At 73.4% G+C, this 16,583-nt stretch carries 13 protein-coding genes; 6 read left to right on the forward strand and 7 right to left on the reverse strand.

The features are described from left to right. Window position 1: 1 nt before the first annotated feature. Genes ACFC0G_RS01540 through rsmH form a run of 4 tightly spaced genes read right to left on the reverse strand, consistent with a single transcriptional unit; the run spans window position 2 to window position 5,264 of the window. Window positions 2-1,699, reverse strand: coding sequence for a UDP-N-acetylmuramoyl-L-alanyl-D-glutamate--2,6-diaminopimelate ligase (locus ACFC0G_RS01540; protein ID WP_376395394.1), 1,698 nt, complete (start codon window positions 1,697-1,699; stop codon window positions 2-4). Window positions 1,700-1,715: 16 nt separating this feature from the next. Next, complete coding sequence (locus ACFC0G_RS01545; RefSeq protein WP_376395397.1) at window positions 1,716-3,707, reverse strand: peptidoglycan D,D-transpeptidase FtsI family protein; 1,992 nt, start codon at window positions 3,705-3,707, stop codon at window positions 1,716-1,718. Between the two features lie 7 nt (window positions 3,708-3,714). Beyond that, window positions 3,715-4,311, reverse strand: a complete 597-nt coding sequence (locus ACFC0G_RS01550) for a hypothetical protein (protein ID WP_376395399.1) — start codon at window positions 4,309-4,311, stop codon at window positions 3,715-3,717. Next, window positions 4,308-5,264 (reverse strand): 16S rRNA (cytosine(1402)-N(4))-methyltransferase RsmH, encoded by a 957-nt coding sequence (rsmH, locus tag ACFC0G_RS01555; protein ID WP_376395402.1) that lies wholly within the window; start codon window positions 5,262-5,264, stop codon window positions 4,308-4,310. Before rsmH ends, ACFC0G_RS01550 begins: the two co-directional genes overlap by 4 nt. Before the next feature lie 373 nt (window positions 5,265-5,637). On the opposite strand from rsmH, the gene ACFC0G_RS01560 reads away from it, so the two are divergent. The 4 genes from ACFC0G_RS01560 to ACFC0G_RS01575 all read left to right on the forward strand — a co-directional run bounded on the left by ACFC0G_RS01560 (window position 5,638) and on the right by ACFC0G_RS01575 (window position 11,171). Beyond that, on the forward strand, window positions 5,638-6,177 hold the full coding sequence (locus tag ACFC0G_RS01560) for a beta-class carbonic anhydrase (protein WP_376395404.1): 540 nt from the start codon (window positions 5,638-5,640) through the stop codon (window positions 6,175-6,177). 202 nt (window positions 6,178-6,379) lie between these two features. Continuing rightward, window positions 6,380-7,399, forward strand: a complete 1,020-nt coding sequence (locus ACFC0G_RS01565; protein ID WP_376395406.1) for an AAA family ATPase — start codon at window positions 6,380-6,382, stop codon at window positions 7,397-7,399. Next, window positions 7,399-8,748, forward strand: a complete 1,350-nt coding sequence (locus ACFC0G_RS01570) for a DUF58 domain-containing protein (RefSeq protein ID WP_376395409.1) — start codon at window positions 7,399-7,401, stop codon at window positions 8,746-8,748. Before ACFC0G_RS01565 ends, ACFC0G_RS01570 begins: the two co-directional genes overlap by 1 nt. Beyond that, on the forward strand, window positions 8,745-11,171 hold the full coding sequence (locus ACFC0G_RS01575; protein ID WP_376395412.1) for a DUF3488 and DUF4129 domain-containing transglutaminase family protein: 2,427 nt from the start codon (window positions 8,745-8,747) through the stop codon (window positions 11,169-11,171). The genes ACFC0G_RS01570 and ACFC0G_RS01575 overlap by 4 nt, the downstream gene beginning before the upstream one ends. 168 nt (window positions 11,172-11,339) lie before the next feature. Here ACFC0G_RS01575 and ACFC0G_RS01580 read toward each other — a convergent pair whose 3' ends face one another. From ACFC0G_RS01580 to ACFC0G_RS01590, 3 genes are all read right to left on the reverse strand, one after another. Then, the gene (locus ACFC0G_RS01580; RefSeq protein WP_056645593.1) at window positions 11,340-11,744 is read right to left on the reverse strand and encodes a DUF3040 domain-containing protein; all 405 of its coding nucleotides are present in this window, start codon (window positions 11,742-11,744) and stop codon (window positions 11,340-11,342) included. Window positions 11,745-12,016: 272 nt separating this feature from the next. Next, the gene (locus ACFC0G_RS01585) at window positions 12,017-12,805 is read right to left on the reverse strand and encodes a methyltransferase (RefSeq protein WP_376395416.1); all 789 of its coding nucleotides are present in this window, start codon (window positions 12,803-12,805) and stop codon (window positions 12,017-12,019) included. Window positions 12,806-12,872: 67 nt separating this feature from the next. Then, complete coding sequence (locus tag ACFC0G_RS01590; RefSeq protein ID WP_376395419.1) at window positions 12,873-13,403, reverse strand: SAV_6107 family HEPN domain-containing protein; 531 nt, start codon at window positions 13,401-13,403, stop codon at window positions 12,873-12,875. Window positions 13,404-13,566: 163 nt separating this feature from the next. Here ACFC0G_RS01590 and ACFC0G_RS01595 point away from each other — a divergent pair, with 163 nt between their 5' ends. Next, window positions 13,567-14,514, forward strand: a complete 948-nt coding sequence (locus tag ACFC0G_RS01595) for an ATP-binding cassette domain-containing protein (protein ID WP_376395422.1) — start codon at window positions 13,567-13,569, stop codon at window positions 14,512-14,514. Continuing rightward, window positions 14,486-16,573, forward strand: a complete 2,088-nt coding sequence (locus ACFC0G_RS01600; RefSeq protein WP_376395425.1) for a YhgE/Pip family protein — start codon at window positions 14,486-14,488, stop codon at window positions 16,571-16,573. Before ACFC0G_RS01595 ends, ACFC0G_RS01600 begins: the two co-directional genes overlap by 29 nt. The last annotated feature ends 10 nt before the right edge of the window (window positions 16,574-16,583 follow it).

Genomic DNA, 16,583 nt, shown 5'->3' on the forward strand with positions numbered 1-16,583 from the left:
TTCATCCCTGACTGTTCGGGTGGCTGTCTGTGTCCTTGCCGCCCCCCAGGGCGACCCGGCCGTGCTGTTCGAGGATCGCCGCGCGGAGGACCTGGCGGTCGTCGAAGGGGCGTACGACCCCGGCGATCTCCTGGCCCTGCTCGTGGCCCTTGCCCGCGACGAGGACGGTGTCCCCTGGCTGCGCGCGGGCCACGGCGGCGGCGATGGCGGCGGCGCGGTCGGCGAGGACGAGGACCTCGCCGCGCTCCTGCGCGGGGACCTCCGCGGCGCCCGCGAGCATCGCGGAGAGGATCACGAGCGGATCCTCGGAGCGGGGGTTGTCGGAGGTCAGGACGGCGGTGTCGGCGAGCCGGGCCGTCGCGGCGCCCATCGGGCCGCGCTTGGTGGTGTCCCGGTCGCCGCCGCAGCCGATGACCACGTGCAGCTTGCCCTCGGTGACCTCGCGCAGGGAGCGCAGGACCGATTCGACGGCGTCCGTCTTGTGGGCGTAGTCGACGACCGCGAGGTACGGCTGGCCGGCCTCGACCCGCTCCAGGCGGCCGGGGACGCCGGGGACGGCGGCGATGCCGTCGGCGGCGCTCTTCGCCTCCAGGCCCGCGGTGGCGAGCGTGGCGATCGCGGCGAGGGTGTTGGCGACGTTGAACGGGCCGGGCAGCGGGGCGGTGGCGGAGATCCGCTCGCCCTGCGGGCCGACGGCGGTGAACGTCGAGTCGTGGGAGCCGAGGACGAGGTCATCGGCGCGCCAGTCGGCGTCCGCGCGGCCCTCGGCGGAGAAGGTGACGACCGGGACGGTCGCCTCCTTCGCGAGCCTGCGGCCGTACGCGTCGTCCAGGTTCACGACGCCGAGCCTGCTGCGCTCGGGGGTGAAGAGCGCGGCCTTGGCCCGGAAGTAGTCCTCCATGTCGGAGTGGAACTCCATGTGCTCCGGGCTGAGGTTGTTGAAGACGGCGACGTCGAAGACGCAGCCGTCGACCCGGCCGAGCACGAGGGCGTGGCTGGAGACCTCCATGGCGACCGCCTCGACGCCCCGCTCGCGCATGACGGCGAAGAGCGCCTGGAGGTCGGTGGCCTCGGGGGTGGTGCGCTCCGACTTGATGCGTTCGTCGCCGATGCGCATCTCGACGGTGCCGACGAGACCGGTGCTCCGTCCGGCGCCGCGCAGGCCGCCCTCGACGAGGTAGGCCGTGGTGGTCTTGCCGGAGGTGCCGGTGATGCCGATCTGGAGGAGGTCGGCGCCGGGCCGTCCGTAGATCTCGGCGGCGAGCTCGCCCATCCGGCCGCGGGGGTTCTCGACGACGAGGACCGGCAGGCCGGTCGCGGCGGCGCGCTCGGCGCCCGCCGGGTCGGTGAGGACCGCGGCGGCTCCGAGTCCGGCGGCCTGGGCGACGAAGTCGGCGCCGTGGGCGCGGGCGCCGGGCAGGGCCGCGTACACGTCCCCGGGGCGTACGGCCCGGGAGTCGTGCGTGATGCCCGTGATGGAGACGGGGCCGGCGCCGGGGGTGTCGACGCCCAGCTGTGCGGCCAGGTCGCCCAGGGGTGTCGGGCGGGCCTGCTGCGGCCGGGGCGGGGTGGTTCGGTACTGATCAGCGTGTGGCACGGCGGTGAGCGTACCGGGCGCACCCTGTGCGGGGCCAAAAGAGCCCGGGGCGTCGCCGGAGTTCGATTTCCGGTTCCCGGAATGGGGGGTGATCGTTGTCACTGGTGCTCCCGGAGGGTCACGGGGTGCGGTCGGAGAAGACCGGCAGTCGGGCGGGCTCGCTGCCCGTGGGGGCGACGTGGAGGGTCTTGAGGGCGAACTCCATGACCTTCTTGTAGATGGGTCCGCAGATCTGGCCGCCGAAGTAGCTGCCCTTGGTGGGGTTCTGGATGGCGCAGTAGACGGTGATCTGAGGGTTGTCGGCGGGGGCGAAGCCGGCGAAGGAGGCGGTGTACCCCTTGTAGCGGCCGAGTTCGGGGTCGACGCGGTTGGCGGTGCCGGTCTTGCCCGCGACGCGGTAGCCGGGGATCGCGGCCCTGGTGCCGGTGCCCTCCCGGTCGTCGACGACGGACTCCAGCATCTGGGCGAGGGTCTTGGCGGTCTTCTCGCTGACGACCCGGGACTCCTGGGGCGCGGGGGCCGCGGCGAAGCGCCCGTCGGGCCCCTTGGTGCCGCGTACGAGGGTCGGTTCGATCCGTACGCCTCCGTTGGCGATGGTCGAGTACACGGAGGCGGCCTGCATGGCGCTGACGGAGAGGCCCTGGCCGAAGGGGATCGTGTACTGCTGCGAGGTGGACCAGTCCTCGGGCTTGGCGAGGATGCCGGGGGTCTCGCCCGGGAAGTCCAGACCGGTGGGGCTGCCCATCCCGAACTTGCGCAGATAGGTGTGAAGGACCCGGTTGGACTCGGCCTGGGTGTCGCCGAGCCGGCCGGTGGCGAGGATCGTGCCGATGTTGCTGGACTTGGCGAGGACGCCGTTGAGGGTCAGGTGCCAGGTCTTGTGGTCGATGTCGTCCTGGAAGAGCCGGTCGCCGCGGTGGAGCCGGTTGGGGACGGTGACATGGGTGTCGGGGGTCGCCTTGCCCTCCTCCAGGACGGCGGCCATGGACATGACCTTGCTGGTGGAGCCGGGCTCGTAGGCGTCCTGGAGGGCGGCGTTGCCCATGGAGGCCGCGTTGGCGGCGGACAGGTCGTTGGGGTCGAAGCCGGGGGCGTTGGCCATGGCGAGGACCTCGCCCGTCCTCGTGTTCTGCACGACGACGTACCCGCGGTCGGCCTTGGACTTCTTCACCTGCTCGGTGATGGCCTGCTGGGCGGCCCACTGGATGTCCCGGTCGATGGTGAGCTCGATGTCGGAGCCGGGGACGGCGGGGGTGCCCTGGGAGCCGGCGGTGGGCACCTGGCGGCCGCCGGACTCGGTGAAGCGGATCTTGCCGTCCTTGCCGGCGAGCTCCGGGTCGAGCATGGACTCCACGCCGCCGGCGCCCCGGCCCTCGGCGTTGACGTACCCCAGTATCCCGGCGGCGAGCTCGCCGTTCGGATACACGCGCTTGGTGCTGGGCTCGCTGAGGATGCCGCCGAGCAGATTGACGCCGGTGCCGCCGGTGGCGCGCGACTTCTCCCCGTAGACCTTCTTGAGGTCCTTGAGCTGGTTCCAGACCTGCGGGGTCTGCTTGCGGGCGAGCAGGGTGTAGCGGGACTTGGGGGTACGGAGCTTCTTCGCGAGCTCGGCGGGCTCCTTGTCCAGGATCGGGGCGAGGAGGGCCGCGGCCTGCTCGGGCGCGTCGGGGACCTTGGACTCCTCGGGCGTGAAGAGCTTGGGGTCGGCGGTGATGTCGTACGCGTCGACGCTGGCGGCGAGCGCGACGCCGTTGCGGTCGGTGATCTCGCCCCGCTCGGCGGAGAGCGTGTAGTCCTGGAAGCGGTACTTGTCGGCCTTGGCTGCGTATGCGCTGGCGTCGACGGCCTGGACCTGGAGCAGCCGGACCACGAAGACCAGCATGACGAGGGTCAGGCCGAGGGAGATCAGCCGGAGCCGGGGCCGGGGGCTGCCGAGCCGGATGACGCGGGGCTTCCGGGCCGGGGGCCGGGGGCCGGAGCGCTTCGCGGCGGGGCGCGGCGCGGGCCGCGAGGCGGGCCGGGACGGGCGGGCTCCGGCGGAGGCGGGCCGGGGGCGGGCGGGCCTGGCGGGTCCGGGCACGCGGCGGCGGGGGGGCTCCTGGGAGGGCACTGCTCGGTCACCTGCCGGAGGTCGGTTGTACGGGGGTGGCTGCGGTTGCCGAGGGCGTGGGTCCGGGCGCTGTCCGTGCCCGGTCGCCGCCGGTGGGGCCCGGACCGGTGGCACCCGCGCCGGTGGGGCTGGTGCCGGTCGCGTTCGTGCTGGTGTTCGCCGGTGGCTTCGGGGAGTCGGCGGAGGCGGGCGGCGCGGTCTTCGCCCGGGCCTTCGGGGTGGGCGTCGGCGTCGGGGAGGCCGCGGCGGTGGGCTCGCCGAGCACCTTGCCGTCCGGGCCGAGGAAGGCGGGGCTGCCGCCCGGGACCATGCCGAGCTCGCGGGCCCGCCGCTCCAGGGCGTCGGGGGCCGCGTAGTCGTCCACGTCCCGCTGGAGCGCCTGTTCCTCGTCGGTGAGCTCGGTGGTCCTGTCCTTGAGCTCGCGCAGCTTGAAGGAGCCCTGGTTGAGGGCCGAGTTCAGCAGGAGGAGGGCGATGAGCCCGCCGCCGAGGAGCACGAAGACGAGCAGGACGAAGGGGGTGCGGGCGGCCGAGCTGGGCCCGGACGGCATGAGCCGTCCGAGTCGCGCGGCCCGCCCTTTGAGGGGCCCCTTCGCCGTGCTCACAGCACGTCCTCCCGGATGCGCTGCGCGCCGCGGAGCCGGGCGGGCGCGGCGCGCCGGTTCTCGGCGACCTCTTCCTCGGTGGGGAGCTCGGCGCCCCGGGTGAGCAGCTGGAGGCGCGGCTGGTACTTCTCCGGGACCACGGGGAGTCCGGGGGGCGCGGTGGTCGTGGCGCCGGCGGCGAAGACCTGCTTGACGATGCGGTCTTCCAGCGACTGGTACGAGAGGACGGCGACGCGGCCGCCGACGGCGAGGGCCTTCACGGCCGCCGGGATCGCCTTCTCGACGCTGTCGAGCTCCCGGTTGACCTCGATGCGCAGGGCCTGGAAGGTCCGCTTGGCCGGGTTGCCGCCGGTGCGCTTGGCCGCCTGGGGCAGGGCGTCGCGGATGAGTTCGACGAGCCGGGCGCTGTTGGAGAAGGGTTCCTTCTCGCGTTCGCGCACGACCGCGGAGACGATCCGCTTGGCCTGCTTCTCCTCGCCGTAGGCGCGCAGGATGCGGACCAGCTCGCCGGGCGGGTAGGTGTTGAGGACCTCGGCCGCACTGATGCCGGTCGTCTGGTCCATGCGCATGTCGAGCGGGGCGTCCTGCGCGTAGGCGAAGCCGCGGTCGGCCTCGTCCAGCTGCATGGAGGAGACGCCCAGGTCGAAGAGGACGCCGTCCACCTTGGGGATGCCGAGCCGGTCGAGGACCTCGGGCAGCTCGTCGTACACGGCGTGGACGAGCGTGGCGCGCTCTCCGAAGGGGGCGAGTCGCTCGCCGGAGAGGCGCAGGGCCTCCTTGTCCCGGTCGAGGGCGACGAGCCGCACCTCGGGGAAACGCCGGAGCAGGGCCTCGCTGTGGCCGCCGAGGCCCAGGGTGCAGTCGACGACGACCGCGCCGGGGCGTTCCAGTGCGGGGGCCAACATGTCCAGGCACCGCTGGAGCATCACCGGGACGTGTCGGTCGTTGCTCAATGCGCCCTCTCAGATCCGGCGCGGTGGTACGTACCGCCGGGCTCTCGCTCCGCACCGGCTGCCGCGCGAGCGGGAGGAGCGCGAGCGGGAGGGAGTCGATCCGTAGGTACCGCCGCACACACGGGGGAGAAACCGCGGAAATCGCTCGATGTCTCCGTGAACTTCGCGTCACTTTAGTCCACGGGACCCGCCGGTCAATCAACCGGCTGGCGCGTCGCACGGAGCCGGCGGACCCGGGGGACATTCCGGACGGCTCACCCGTTCGGGGCCGCGCTTCCCCCACCTGTGGGTTAGCTCACAACAAGGCTCATTGACGTTCTTTGTCCGCTCTCACAGCAGGACCGGCGGCCCTGTGCCCGTTAACGTCGGAACCATGTCGACATCCGCGCACCCCTCTGCCGACGCCATACGCACCGCCGGCACGGTCACCGACCGTCTCGTCGAGGCGAACGAGCGCTACGCCTCCGACTTCACCGACCCGGGAATGGACGCGCGGCCCGTGCTGCGCGTCGCCGTCGTCGCCTGTATGGACGCCCGTCTCGACCTGCACGCCGCCCTGGGTCTCGAACTCGGCGACTGTCACACCATCCGCAACGCGGGCGGTGTGGTCACCGACGACGTGATCCGGTCCCTCACGATCAGCCAGCGCGCCCTCGGCACGCGCAGCGTCATGCTGGTCCACCACACGAACTGCGGTCTCGAGTCGCTCACCGAGGACTTCCGGCACGAGCTGGAGGACGAGGTCGGACAGCGTCCGGCCTGGGCCGTCGAGGCCTTCCGCGACGTCGACCAGGACGTCCGGCAGTCGATGCAGCGGGTGCGGACCTCCCCCTTCCTGCTGCACTCCGACGACATCCGGGGCTTCGTCTTCGACGTGACGACCGGCCTGCTGCGCGAGATCGACCCGGCCTAGCCGGCTCCGTACGGGCCGGGTCGGCCCGGGCGCCGGGCCGACGACGCCCCGGCATACCGGGTCAAAGCCCGGCACTTCCTCCGCACTTGTCCACCGGCGAGTGACACGACCCGGCCACGCCAACAAGAATGCTCGGGTGACACCCCCCGAAACATCTTCCCGGGGGCAGGTGTCCGTGTTCCGGAAGGCCGAGGAGGGCCGGGTGACGACCTATGACGATCGAGCGAGCCTCACTGATCTGACCACGACCGCGGAGCGTGTCCGCAGGTCGGTGGAGAGTGTGATCGAGGGCAAGCCCGAGGTCGTACGGCTTTCTCTGACCGTGCTGCTCGCCGAGGGGCACCTCCTCATCGAGGATGTCCCCGGCGTCGGCAAGACCATGCTCGCCAAGACGCTGGCGCGGTCCATCGACTGCTCGGTGCGCCGCATCCAGTTCACCCCCGACCTGCTGCCCTCGGACATCACGGGCGTGTCGATCTTCGACCAGCAGCGCCGGGAGTTCGAGTTCAAGCCGGGCGCGATCTTCGCGCAGATCGTGATCGGCGACGAGATCAACCGCGCCTCGCCGAAGACCCAGTCCGCGCTCCTGGAGTCCATGGAGGAGCGGCAGGTCACCGTCGACGGCCAGACCTACGAGCTGCCCAGCCCGTTCATGGTCGTCGCCACCCAGAACCCGGTGGAGATGGAGGGCACCTACCCGCTGCCCGAGGCCCAGCGCGACCGCTTCATGGCCCGCGTCTCCATCGGCTACCCGAGCGCCGAGGCCGAGCTCCAGATGCTCGACGTGCACGGTGCGGCGTCCCCGCTGGACGACCTCCAGCCGGTCGCCCACGCCCACGACATCGTGAAGCTGATCGACGCGGTGCGCGCGGTCCACGTCGCCGACGCCGTCCGCCGGTACGCGGTCGACATCGTCGCCGCCACCCGCACCCACGCCGACCTGCGGCTCGGCGCCTCCCCGCGGGCCACGCTCCACCTGCTGCGGGCCGCCAAGGCCTCCGCGGCGCTCAGCGGCCGCGAGTACGTCCTGCCGGACGACCTCCAGGCGCTCGCCGCCCCCGTCCTCGCCCACCGGCTGCTGCCGACGGCGCAGGCCCAGCTGAACCGGCGTACCGCCGAGCAGGTCGTCCAGGACATCCTGCAGCGCACCCCCGTCCCGGCCACGGCCCCGCCCGCCGGACCGCTCTACGGCCAGCAGCAGCCCGGCGCCCGGCGGCTGTGATGGGAGCCGCTGCCGTACCGGACGGGCAGCGGGGCGACGACGACCGGGGCGGACTGCGGGCCGCCTTCGGCGGTCTCACCACCCGCGGCCGGTCCTTCCTCGCCGCCGGGGTGGCCGCCGCCGTCTGCGCGTACGTCCTCGGCCAGGCCGATCTGCTGCGCGTCGGGCTGCTCCTCGCCGCCCTGCCGCTGATCTGCGTCCTCGTGCTGCACCGCACGCGCTACCGGGTCGCCGCCTCCCGCCGCCTCACCCCGCAGCGGGTGGAGGCGGGCTCCGAGGCCCGGGTCCAGCTCCGGATGGAGAACGTCTCCAAGCTCCCCACCGGGCTGCTCATGCTCCAGGACCACGTGCCGTACATGCTGGGCCCCCGCCCGCGCTTCGTCCTCGACCGGGTCGAGGCGGGCGGGCGGCGCGAGGTGTCCTACCGGGTCCGCTCCGACCTGCGCGGACGCTTCCCGCTCGGCCCGCTCCAGCTCCGGCTCAACGACCCCTTCGGGATGTGCGAGCTGACCCGCTCCTTCAGCGCGTACGACACCCTCACCGTCATCCCGCGCACGGAGGCGCTGCCCCCGGTGAAGCTCGCCGGCGAGTCCGCGGGGTACGGCGACGGGCAGCAGCGCTCCCTCGCGCTCGCCGGCGACGACGACGTCATCCCGCGCACGTACCGGCACGGCGACGACCTGCGCCGGGTGCACTGGCGCTCCACCGCCCGCTACGGCGAGCTGATGGTCCGCCGCGAGGAGCAGCCGCAGCGGGCCCGCTGCACGGTGCTCCTCGACACCCGCCGGGTCGCCTACCAGGGCACCGGCCCCGACTCGGCCTTCGAGTGGGCGGTCTCCGGCGCCGCTTCCTCCCTGACGCACATGCTGGAGCGCGGCTACGCGGTCCGACTGCTCACCGACACCGGCAGCGCGGTGCCCGGCGAGGGCTCCGACGGCTTCGCCGGCTCGGCGCAGGACTCGGCCGACACGGCCGGCCTGCTGATGGACACCCTCGCGATCGTCGACCACTCCGAAGGCGGCGGGCTCTCCCGCGCCTCCGACGTGCTGCGCGGCGGCAACGAAGGACTCCTCATCGCCTTCCTCGGCGACCTCGACGAGGAGCAGGCCGCCCTCACCGCCCGGATGCGCGGGCGGACCGGCGCGGCCGTCGCCTTCGTCCTGGACTCGGGCACCTGGCTGACCGGCGGCGCGATCGGCGGGGCGGTCGAGAACCGCGTACGGCAGCTGCGGGAGGCGGGCTGGACGGCGCTGGCCGTGCCGCCCGGGGCACGGATCGCCGACCTGTGGCAGCAGGCGGCCGGCGCCCGTACGGAATCCGCGTCCGACACCTACGGAGGCTGGTCATGAGCGGCCGCGCACGGCTGACCCTCGCCTCCTGGGGCGCCACCCTGATGGCGGCCGGGGCGCTGCTCCCGCTGGTGAAGCCGGCGACCTGGATCTTCACGGCGGCCTTCGTCCTCGCCCTGGTGAGCGGCGTGGGCACGCTGGCCCGGCGGGTGCCGCTGGCCCGGCCGCTGACCCTGCTCGCGCAGGTGGCGGCCGGCGTCCTCGCGCTGACCCTGTTCTTCGCCCGGGAGCAGGCGGTCCTCTGGCTGATCCCCGGCCCGCAGGCCCTCACGCACGCCGCCGACCTGTTCTCGGCGGGCGCCGAGGACGTCGGCCGGTACGCGATCCCGGCGCCGGACACCGAGGGCATCCGGCTGATGCTCGTCGGCGGGGTCGTCGCGATCGGGCTCCTCGTGGACGCCCTCGCGGTCACCTTCCGCAGGGCGGCCCCGGCCGGTCTTCCGCTGCTCGCCCTGTACTCGGTGGCCGCCGGGCTCTCCGGGGGCGGCGCGGGCTGGCTCTGGTTCCTCCTGGCGGCCTCCGGCTATCTGCTGCTGCTCCTCGCGGAGGGCCGCGACCGGCTCTCCCAGTGGGGCCGGGTCTTCGGCGGCGCCCAGCGTTCCGGCCGGCCGGGTTCGTCGGTCGCGAGCGGCGGTCCCGCCTTCGCCCCGGCGCGTACCGGCCGCCGGATCGGCGTCGTCGCGATGGGCGTCGCCATGGTGGTGCCGCTCGCGCTGCCGGGTCTCTCCGGCGGCCTGTTCGGCGGCGGCAGCGGTGAGGGCGGCCCGGGCACCGGCAAGGGCGGCACCATCACCGCCGTGAACCCGCTGGTCTCCCTCCAGAACAACCTGCGCCAGCCCGAGGACCGGGAGGTCCTCCGCTACCGGACCAACGCCCGCGACACGAGCGGCCTGTACCTGCGGCTCGTCGCCCTCGACCAGTTCGACGGCGCCTCCTGGAAGTCCTCGGTCCGCCCCATCGAGGACGTACCGAAGCAGCTGCCGTGGCCCGAGGGGCTCGGCCAGGACGTCAAGGTCACCGAGGTGACCACCAACTTCGTCGCCTCCGAGGCGTACGAGCAGCGGTGGCTGCCCATGCCGTACCCGGCCGGCCGGGTCGACATCAGCGGGAAGTGGCGCTTCGAACCCGCCGGCCGGATGCTCGTCGGCGACGAGAAGCAGACCACCGGCGGCGTCCGCTACCAGGTCTCCAGCCTGGACGTGCAGCCCACGGCCGGGCAGCTGGCCGCGGCCGGGACCGCCCCGGAGAAGCTGCGCGCCGAGTACACGAAGGTCCCCGCGTCCCTGCCCGCCGACGTGAAGGCGACGGCCCTGGAGGTCACCAAGGGCGCGCGCAACGACTACGAGAAGGCGGTGAAGCTCCAGGACTGGTTCGCCGAGAAGGGGGGCTTCCGCTACGACGTCGACGTGAGCTCCGGCACCGGGGTGCAGGCGATCTCCCGCTTCCTGAAGGACAAGGAGGGCTTCTGCGTCCACTTCTCCTTCTCCATGGCGGCGATGGCCCGCTCGCTCGGCATTCCCGCGCGGGTGGCGGTCGGCTTCATGCCGGGCACGACCCAGACGGACGGCTCCGTCTCGGTGGGCATCCGGGACGCGCACGCCTGGCCCGAGCTGTACTTCGACGGGGCGGGCTGGACGCGGTTCGAGCCGACTCCGTCGCGGGGCTCCACCCCGGCGTACACCCGGCAGGACTCGCCTTCGGGCGCGGCCACGGGTCCCGCGCAGCCCGAGCAGAGCTCCTCGGCGCAGCCGTCGGCCGCGCCGAGCGCCTCGGAGAGCTGCACGCCGCAGATGAAGAAGCTCGGCGACTGCGGTCCTGACGCGGCCGTGGGCGGCGACGTCTCGGACGGTTCCGGGTCGGATCCGCTGACGGTGGTGCTGCTGTCCCTCGGAGCGCTCGTGGTGCTCGCCCTGCCGTTCGGCCCGATGCTCTGGCGGAACCGCGTGCGGGCCCGGCGGCTCGGTGCGGGTGCCGGTCGCGGTCCGGAGGAGCTCGCGGCGCGGACGCTCGCGGTCTGGCAGGAGATCACCGACACGGCCTGGGACTACGGGGTCGAGCCGGACGAGTCGATGACGCCGCGGAAGACGGCGGCGCGCATGGTCCGACTGGGTGAGCTGACGGGCGAACCCGCGGACGCGGTGCACCGCGCGGCCCGTGCGGTGGAGGAAGTGCTCTACGCGCCCCGGCCCGCGCCGGCCGCGGGTCTCGCCGAGGAGGCCACCCGGATCAGGGCCGGTTTCCACGCGAACGCCGACCGCTGGGCGCGCCTGCGGGCCCTGCTGGCCCCGCGCTCGGCCGTCCGCCTCCGCTGGGAGGCCTCGGCGCGCTGGTCGGCCGTGGCGACGGCGTGGTCGCTCCGGCGGCAGGCGCTGGTCTCCCGGACGGCGTCCCTCTTCCGCCGCACCCCGCGCGAGGCGGGCTGACGGGCGGGGCGGGGCCGCCACCCGCGGCCCCGCCCCGCCCCGCCCGTATCCCCCGACACGGGTTGGGGACACGGACACGACCGAGCCCCGCAGGGCGTCGCGCTGTGAGGCGCGGGCCCCTGCGGGGCTCGGTCGTGTAAGGGTGCGGGGCTGCCGCTCAGGGGGCCGTCAGTGGCCGCCGCCCTGCTGTTCGTCGCGGCGGCGCTGCCACCGCTCTTCGATCCGATTCATGGTGGAGCGTCGCTGCCGGGTCTGGCGGCCGCCGGCCGCCGTCCCACCCCTGGCCTGCTGCTCGCCCGGCTTGGGCGCCTTGCGCCATCCGGTGACCGCCAGGACCGCGCAGCCCAGCATGACGAGGAATCCCACCACGCTGATCCAGATCTGCTGTGCGACCATTCCGGCCATGAGGAGCGCGATACCCACAAGGAAGCCGGCGACTGCCTGGTAAACCCGTCGCCGGGTGTACGTACGCAGTCCGCTTCCCTCGAGCGCTGTCGCGAACTTGGGATCTTCGGCGTACAGCGCTCGCTCCATCTGCTCGAGCATTCGCTGCTCGTGCTCCGAGAGCGGCACGGAGTCCTCCTAGTCGTCGGTCGCGGGGGCGACCGGTTTGCGGCCCTTTCAGGATAGGCAGGGAATCGCCCCCGTGAAACCCGCCCACAATGCCGAATAGCCAATCCGGGCCGCCATGCGGATCGGTTGCTGAGGCGTTGATTCCCCAGTGCCATCTCCGTCATGCCGGATGGTGTCCCCCGATCATACGGGGCGGAACCCCACATCGGGCGGGCTGGGGCGTACTCCATCGGCGCCCGCTGCCCGCTCCGCCGAACGGGTGCCGGTGGCCGTCAGGCGCGCTTCTCGCCGAGAACGTGCAGCTGGGTGGCGATGGCGTGGAAGGAGGGCAGCTCCGCGGCCGCGGCCTCCAGCTTGAGCAGAGCCTCCGCGGCGCCCGGCTCGGTGTCCACGAGGACGCCCGGAACCAGGTCGGCGAAGACCCGGACGCCGTGCACGGCGCCGATCTCGAGTCCGGCCTCCGAGGTCAGCTCGGCGAGCTGCTCGGCGGTGAAGCGCCGGGGCACGGGGTCGCCCGCGCCCCAGCGCCCGGCCGGGTCGGTGAGCGCGTGCCGCGCCTCGGTGAAGTGGCCGGCGAGCGCGCGGGCCAGGACGGCGCCGCCGAGCCCGGCGGCGAGCAGGCTGAGGCTGCCGCCGGGGCGGAGCGCGGCGACCGCGTTCCGCACGCCTTCGGCGGGGTCGTCGACGTACTCCAGGACGCCGTGGCAGAGCACGACGTCGTACCCCTCGCGCTCGACCACGTCGAAGAGGCCGCGGACGTCCCCCTGGACACCGGTGACCCGGTCGGCGACGCCGGCCTCGGCGGCCCGGCGCTCCAGCGCGAAGAGCGCGTTGGGGCTGGGGTCGACGACGGTGACGCGGTGGCCGAGGCGGGCCACCGGTACGGCGAAGTTCCCGGAGCCGCCGCCCGTGTCGAGGACATCGAGGCTGTCCTTCCCGGTGGCCTTGGCCCGGCGGTCGAGGGCGTCCTTGAGGACATCCCAGACGACGGCGGTACGCAGGGAGGCGCGCGACGGTCGCGACGACGCCTCTCGACCGAAGACAGGGGAAGGGTCCGGCACGGCTGTTGACTCCTCGGTGACGGGTACGGACGCTCCCCACCCTATGGCCTCGGGCCTGCGTTTCGGATCATCCGTCGGTCTGTCCGGCCCCCGGCTGGCGGGGCAGCACCGGCGGGAGGGCGAGCAGCCGCTCGACCAGGCGCAGGAAGAGGGCGGCGTCCCTGAGCAGGTCGTCGGCCTCGCGCCGGCTCGCCGCGCTCGTGATGCCGGCCTCGGCGCGGGCCCGGCGCGGGGCGCCGGAGGCGAAGAGGGCGCTCCACTCGGTCAGCTCGGGCGCGAGCTGGGGGAGCAGCTCCCAGGCGCTCCTTATCCGCTGCCGGTGGCGGGGGGCGGTCTCGGGCCTGGCCCGGGCGGCGAGCACGGCGGCGGCGGCCCGCAGGGCGGCGAGGTGGGCCGTGGCGTACCGCTCGTGGGGCCGGTCGAGCGCGGCGGCCTCGACGAGTCCGGTGCGGGCCTTGGCGAGCAGGTCGAGGGCGGCGGGCGGGGCGGTGGCTCGGCGCGGGACGGGGTGGACGTCGGAAGCGGGTCCGGACTGCACGGGGGTGGCGGGGCCACCGGGGCGGGGGCGGGGCGCGGCTGCTGCGGAAGGGCTGGCCATGACGTGCCTCCTGTCGTCGCGTGACGGCGCTGTGGCCGTATGTGTCCATCGTGAAGGGCCCCACTGACAATGCGTCTGACCTGGGGTTTTGCCTGATCCACTACCCAGGGGTAACTTTTGCACTGACCAGTCAGTTCAAAATGGGGAAGTGGGGGGTGGGCCCGTGGGAGCGGAGGCAGAGGAGCAGCCGCACGGCGCCGCCGTCGTCGCGGACGGCTTCGGACTGAAGGGGCCGCGCGGCTGGGCCTTCCGGGAGGTCTCCTTCCGGGCCGAGCCGGGCGCGCTGGTGGCGATCGAGGGTCCGTCCGGCTCCGGCCGTACGTGCCTCCTGCTCGCCCTCACCGGCCGCATGAAGGCCACGGAGGGGCACGCCGAGGTCGGCGGGGTGGGACTCCCCCGCAAGCTGGGCGCGGTGCGCCGGTTCAGCGCGCTCGGCCACGTGCCCGGCGTGAGCGAACTGGACCCGGCCTTCACGGTCGCCGAGCACCTGCGCGAGCGGGCCCTGCTCCAGCGCCGCTTCGACGGTTCCGTCCGGGCGTTCCTGCGGCGCCCCGCCGAGCGGGCCGCCGAGGCCCGGGCCCGGATCGACGAGGCCGTCGCCGCCTCCGGTCTCGACCTCGCCGCCCTGCCGAAGGGCGAGCGGACCTCCGTACGGGATCTGGAGCGGCTCGAAGCGCTGCGGCTCTCGGTCGCCCTGGCCCTGATCGGTCGGCCCCGGCTGCTCGCCCTGGACGACACGGACCTCAAGCTCTCGGACGCCGACCGGGCCGAGGCCTGGGCGCTGCTGCGCTCGGTGGCCGAGGCCGGGACGACCGTCCTCGCCGTCTGTGCCGAGGCCCCGGCCGACGCCCAGCGGATCACGACGGTCTCCGGGGACGCGACGCGGGACGAGACCGCGGAGCCGGACGAGACCGCCGAGCCGAATCCCGAGCCGGAGCCGGCCCCCGAGTCCGAGCCCAAGCCGGAGCCGGACCCCGAGTCCAGGTCCGAGCCGGAGCCCGAGCCCGGGGCGGCCGAGCCCGCCACCGAAGACGCCGTCGCCGTCGGCGACACCCAGGACGACATCGAGGAGGGGGCGACCGATGCGCTCGCCGAAACTCGCCGCGCTTGAGCTGAAGCGCTTCGGCAGGGGCAAGCTGCCGCGCGCCGCGCTCGTCGCGATCCTGCTGCTGCCCCTGCTCTACGGCGCCCTGTACCTGTACTCGTTCTGGGACCCGTACAGCAGGCTCGACAAGATCCCCGTCGCCCTCGTCAACGAGGACCGGGGCGCCACCGCCGACGGCAAGACGATCAACGCCGGCGACGACATCACCGAGGGGCTCCTGGAGAGCAACACCTTCGCGTGGCACCGGGTGAGCGACGCCGAGGCGCGCAAGGGCGTCGAGGACGGGACGTACTACCTGTCCCTGACGATGCCCGGCGACTTCAGCTCGCGGATCGCCTCCAGCTCGGGCGACTCCCCCGCGACCGGCGCCCTCCGGGTCCGGACGAACGACGCCAACAACTACATCGTCGGCCAGATCTCCCGCACGGTCTTCTCCGAGGTCCGCACGGCGGCCTCGACCAAGTCCTCGCGCACCTTCCTCGACAAGATCTTCATCTCCTTCTCCGACATCCACGAGGCGACCGCGAAGGCCGCCAAGGGCGCGGACGACCTGAAGGACGGTGTGGACAAGGCGAAGAAGGGCTCCAAGGACCTGGCCAACGGGCTCAAGGACGCCAAGGAGGGCAGCGGCGACCTGGCCGCCGGCCTGAAGAAGCTCGACAAGGGCGCCAAGGACCTGGAGAGCGGCTCCCGCAAGGTCGCGAAGGGCACGCAGGAGCTCGCCGACAAGGTGAACGGCACCGCCGACAAGGTCCGCCCGTACCTGGCGAACAACGGCCGGTCGATCCGCGACAGCGCCCGCCTCGCCTCGGACTCCATCGTGGCCGTCCGCAACAACCTCGACGACCTCGTCAAGCGCGCCCCGGTCGTCCGGGCCGCCGCGCACGCGGCCGACGACGGGCTCGCCGCCCTCCACCGTGACGAGTGCGAGAAGAACCCGGAGCCCGACGCCCGGGTGTGCGGGGTGCTCAAGAAGGCCACGGTCTCCGCGAACGACGTGGCCACCATCGCCGACGACGTGCACACCCTGACCAAGGACAGCACCGGCGACCTCAAGACCCTGGACGCGCGGCTCGCGAAGCTCAAGACGCAGGCCGACGAGCTGGCCGTCCGCGCCCCGCACCTCGACGAGGACGTCGAGGGCGCCATCAAGAAGATCAACGATCTCAACGCGGGCGCCAAGAAGGTCGCCGAGGGCGCGGACCGGCTGCACACCGGCATCAGCGGCGCCAAGACCGGGTCGGCCGACCTCGACACCGGCGTGGGCAAGCTCAAGAAGGGCGCGGGCGAGCTCGACGGCGGTCTGTTCAAGCTGGCCGACGGCTCCGGCACGCTGGCGGTCGGTCTGCACGACGGCGTCAAGCAGATCCCCGACTACGACGAGAAGGACCGCGACCGGCGTACGGAGGTCATGGCCGACCCGGTGCAGCTGGCCTCGCAGTCGCTGCACAAGGCGCCCAACTACGGCACCGGCTTCGCCCCGTACTTCATCCCGCTCTCCCTCTGGGTCGGCGCCATGGTCGCGTACATGATCATCCAGCCGCTGAACCGCCGCGCCCTCGCCGCCGGCGGCTCCGCCTGGCGGATCGCGCTGGCGGGCTGGCTGCCGGTGGCGGCGATCGGCATCCTCCAGGTCGGCGCCCTCATGTCGGTCCTGCACTGGGGCCTCGGCCTCCAGATGACCAGGGCCGCCGGCACGGTCGGCTTCCTCGCCCTGGTCACGTGCTGCTTCGCCGCGATCATCCAGTGGCTCAACGCCCGCTTCGGCGCGGCGGGCCGGATCCTCGTGCTCGCGGTGCTGATGCTCCAGCTGACCTCGGCGGGCGGCACGTATCCCGTCCAGACCAGCCCGGGCTTCTTCAACGCGATCCACCCCTTCCTGCCGATGACCTACGTGGTCGAGGCGCTGCGCCGGCTGATCACGGGCGGCGGGATCGAACCGGTGTGGCAGGCCTGCGCGGTGCTGACCGCGTTCACCCTGGGCGCCCTGGCCCTGACCGCCGTCTCCGCCCGCAAGCGGCAGGTCTGGACGCTCGACCGGCTCCACCCCGAGCTGACCCTGTGAGACAGGGCCG

Origin of the sequence: Streptomyces sp. NPDC056169 (assembly GCF_042268445.1) — a bacterium.
Classification (GTDB): Bacteria; Actinomycetota; Actinomycetes; order Streptomycetales; family Streptomycetaceae; genus Streptomyces.

Excerpts from the sequence above, each read along its gene's own strand:
- ACFC0G_RS01560 (WP_376395404.1), top strand. The coding sequence starts at position 5,638 with ATGTCGACATCCGCGCACCCCTCTGCCGACGCCATACGCACCGCCGGC.
- ACFC0G_RS01570 (WP_376395409.1), top strand. The coding sequence starts at position 7,399 with ATGGGAGCCGCTGCCGTACCGGACGGGCAGCGGGGCGACGACGACCGG.
- ACFC0G_RS01575 (WP_376395412.1), top strand. The coding sequence starts at position 8,745 with ATGAGCGGCCGCGCACGGCTGACCCTCGCCTCCTGGGGCGCCACCCTG.
- ACFC0G_RS01590 (WP_376395419.1), bottom strand. The coding sequence starts at position 13,403 with ATGGCCAGCCCTTCCGCAGCAGCCGCGCCCCGCCCCCGCCCCGGTGGC.
- ACFC0G_RS01600 (WP_376395425.1), top strand. The coding sequence starts at position 14,486 with ATGCGCTCGCCGAAACTCGCCGCGCTTGAGCTGAAGCGCTTCGGCAGG.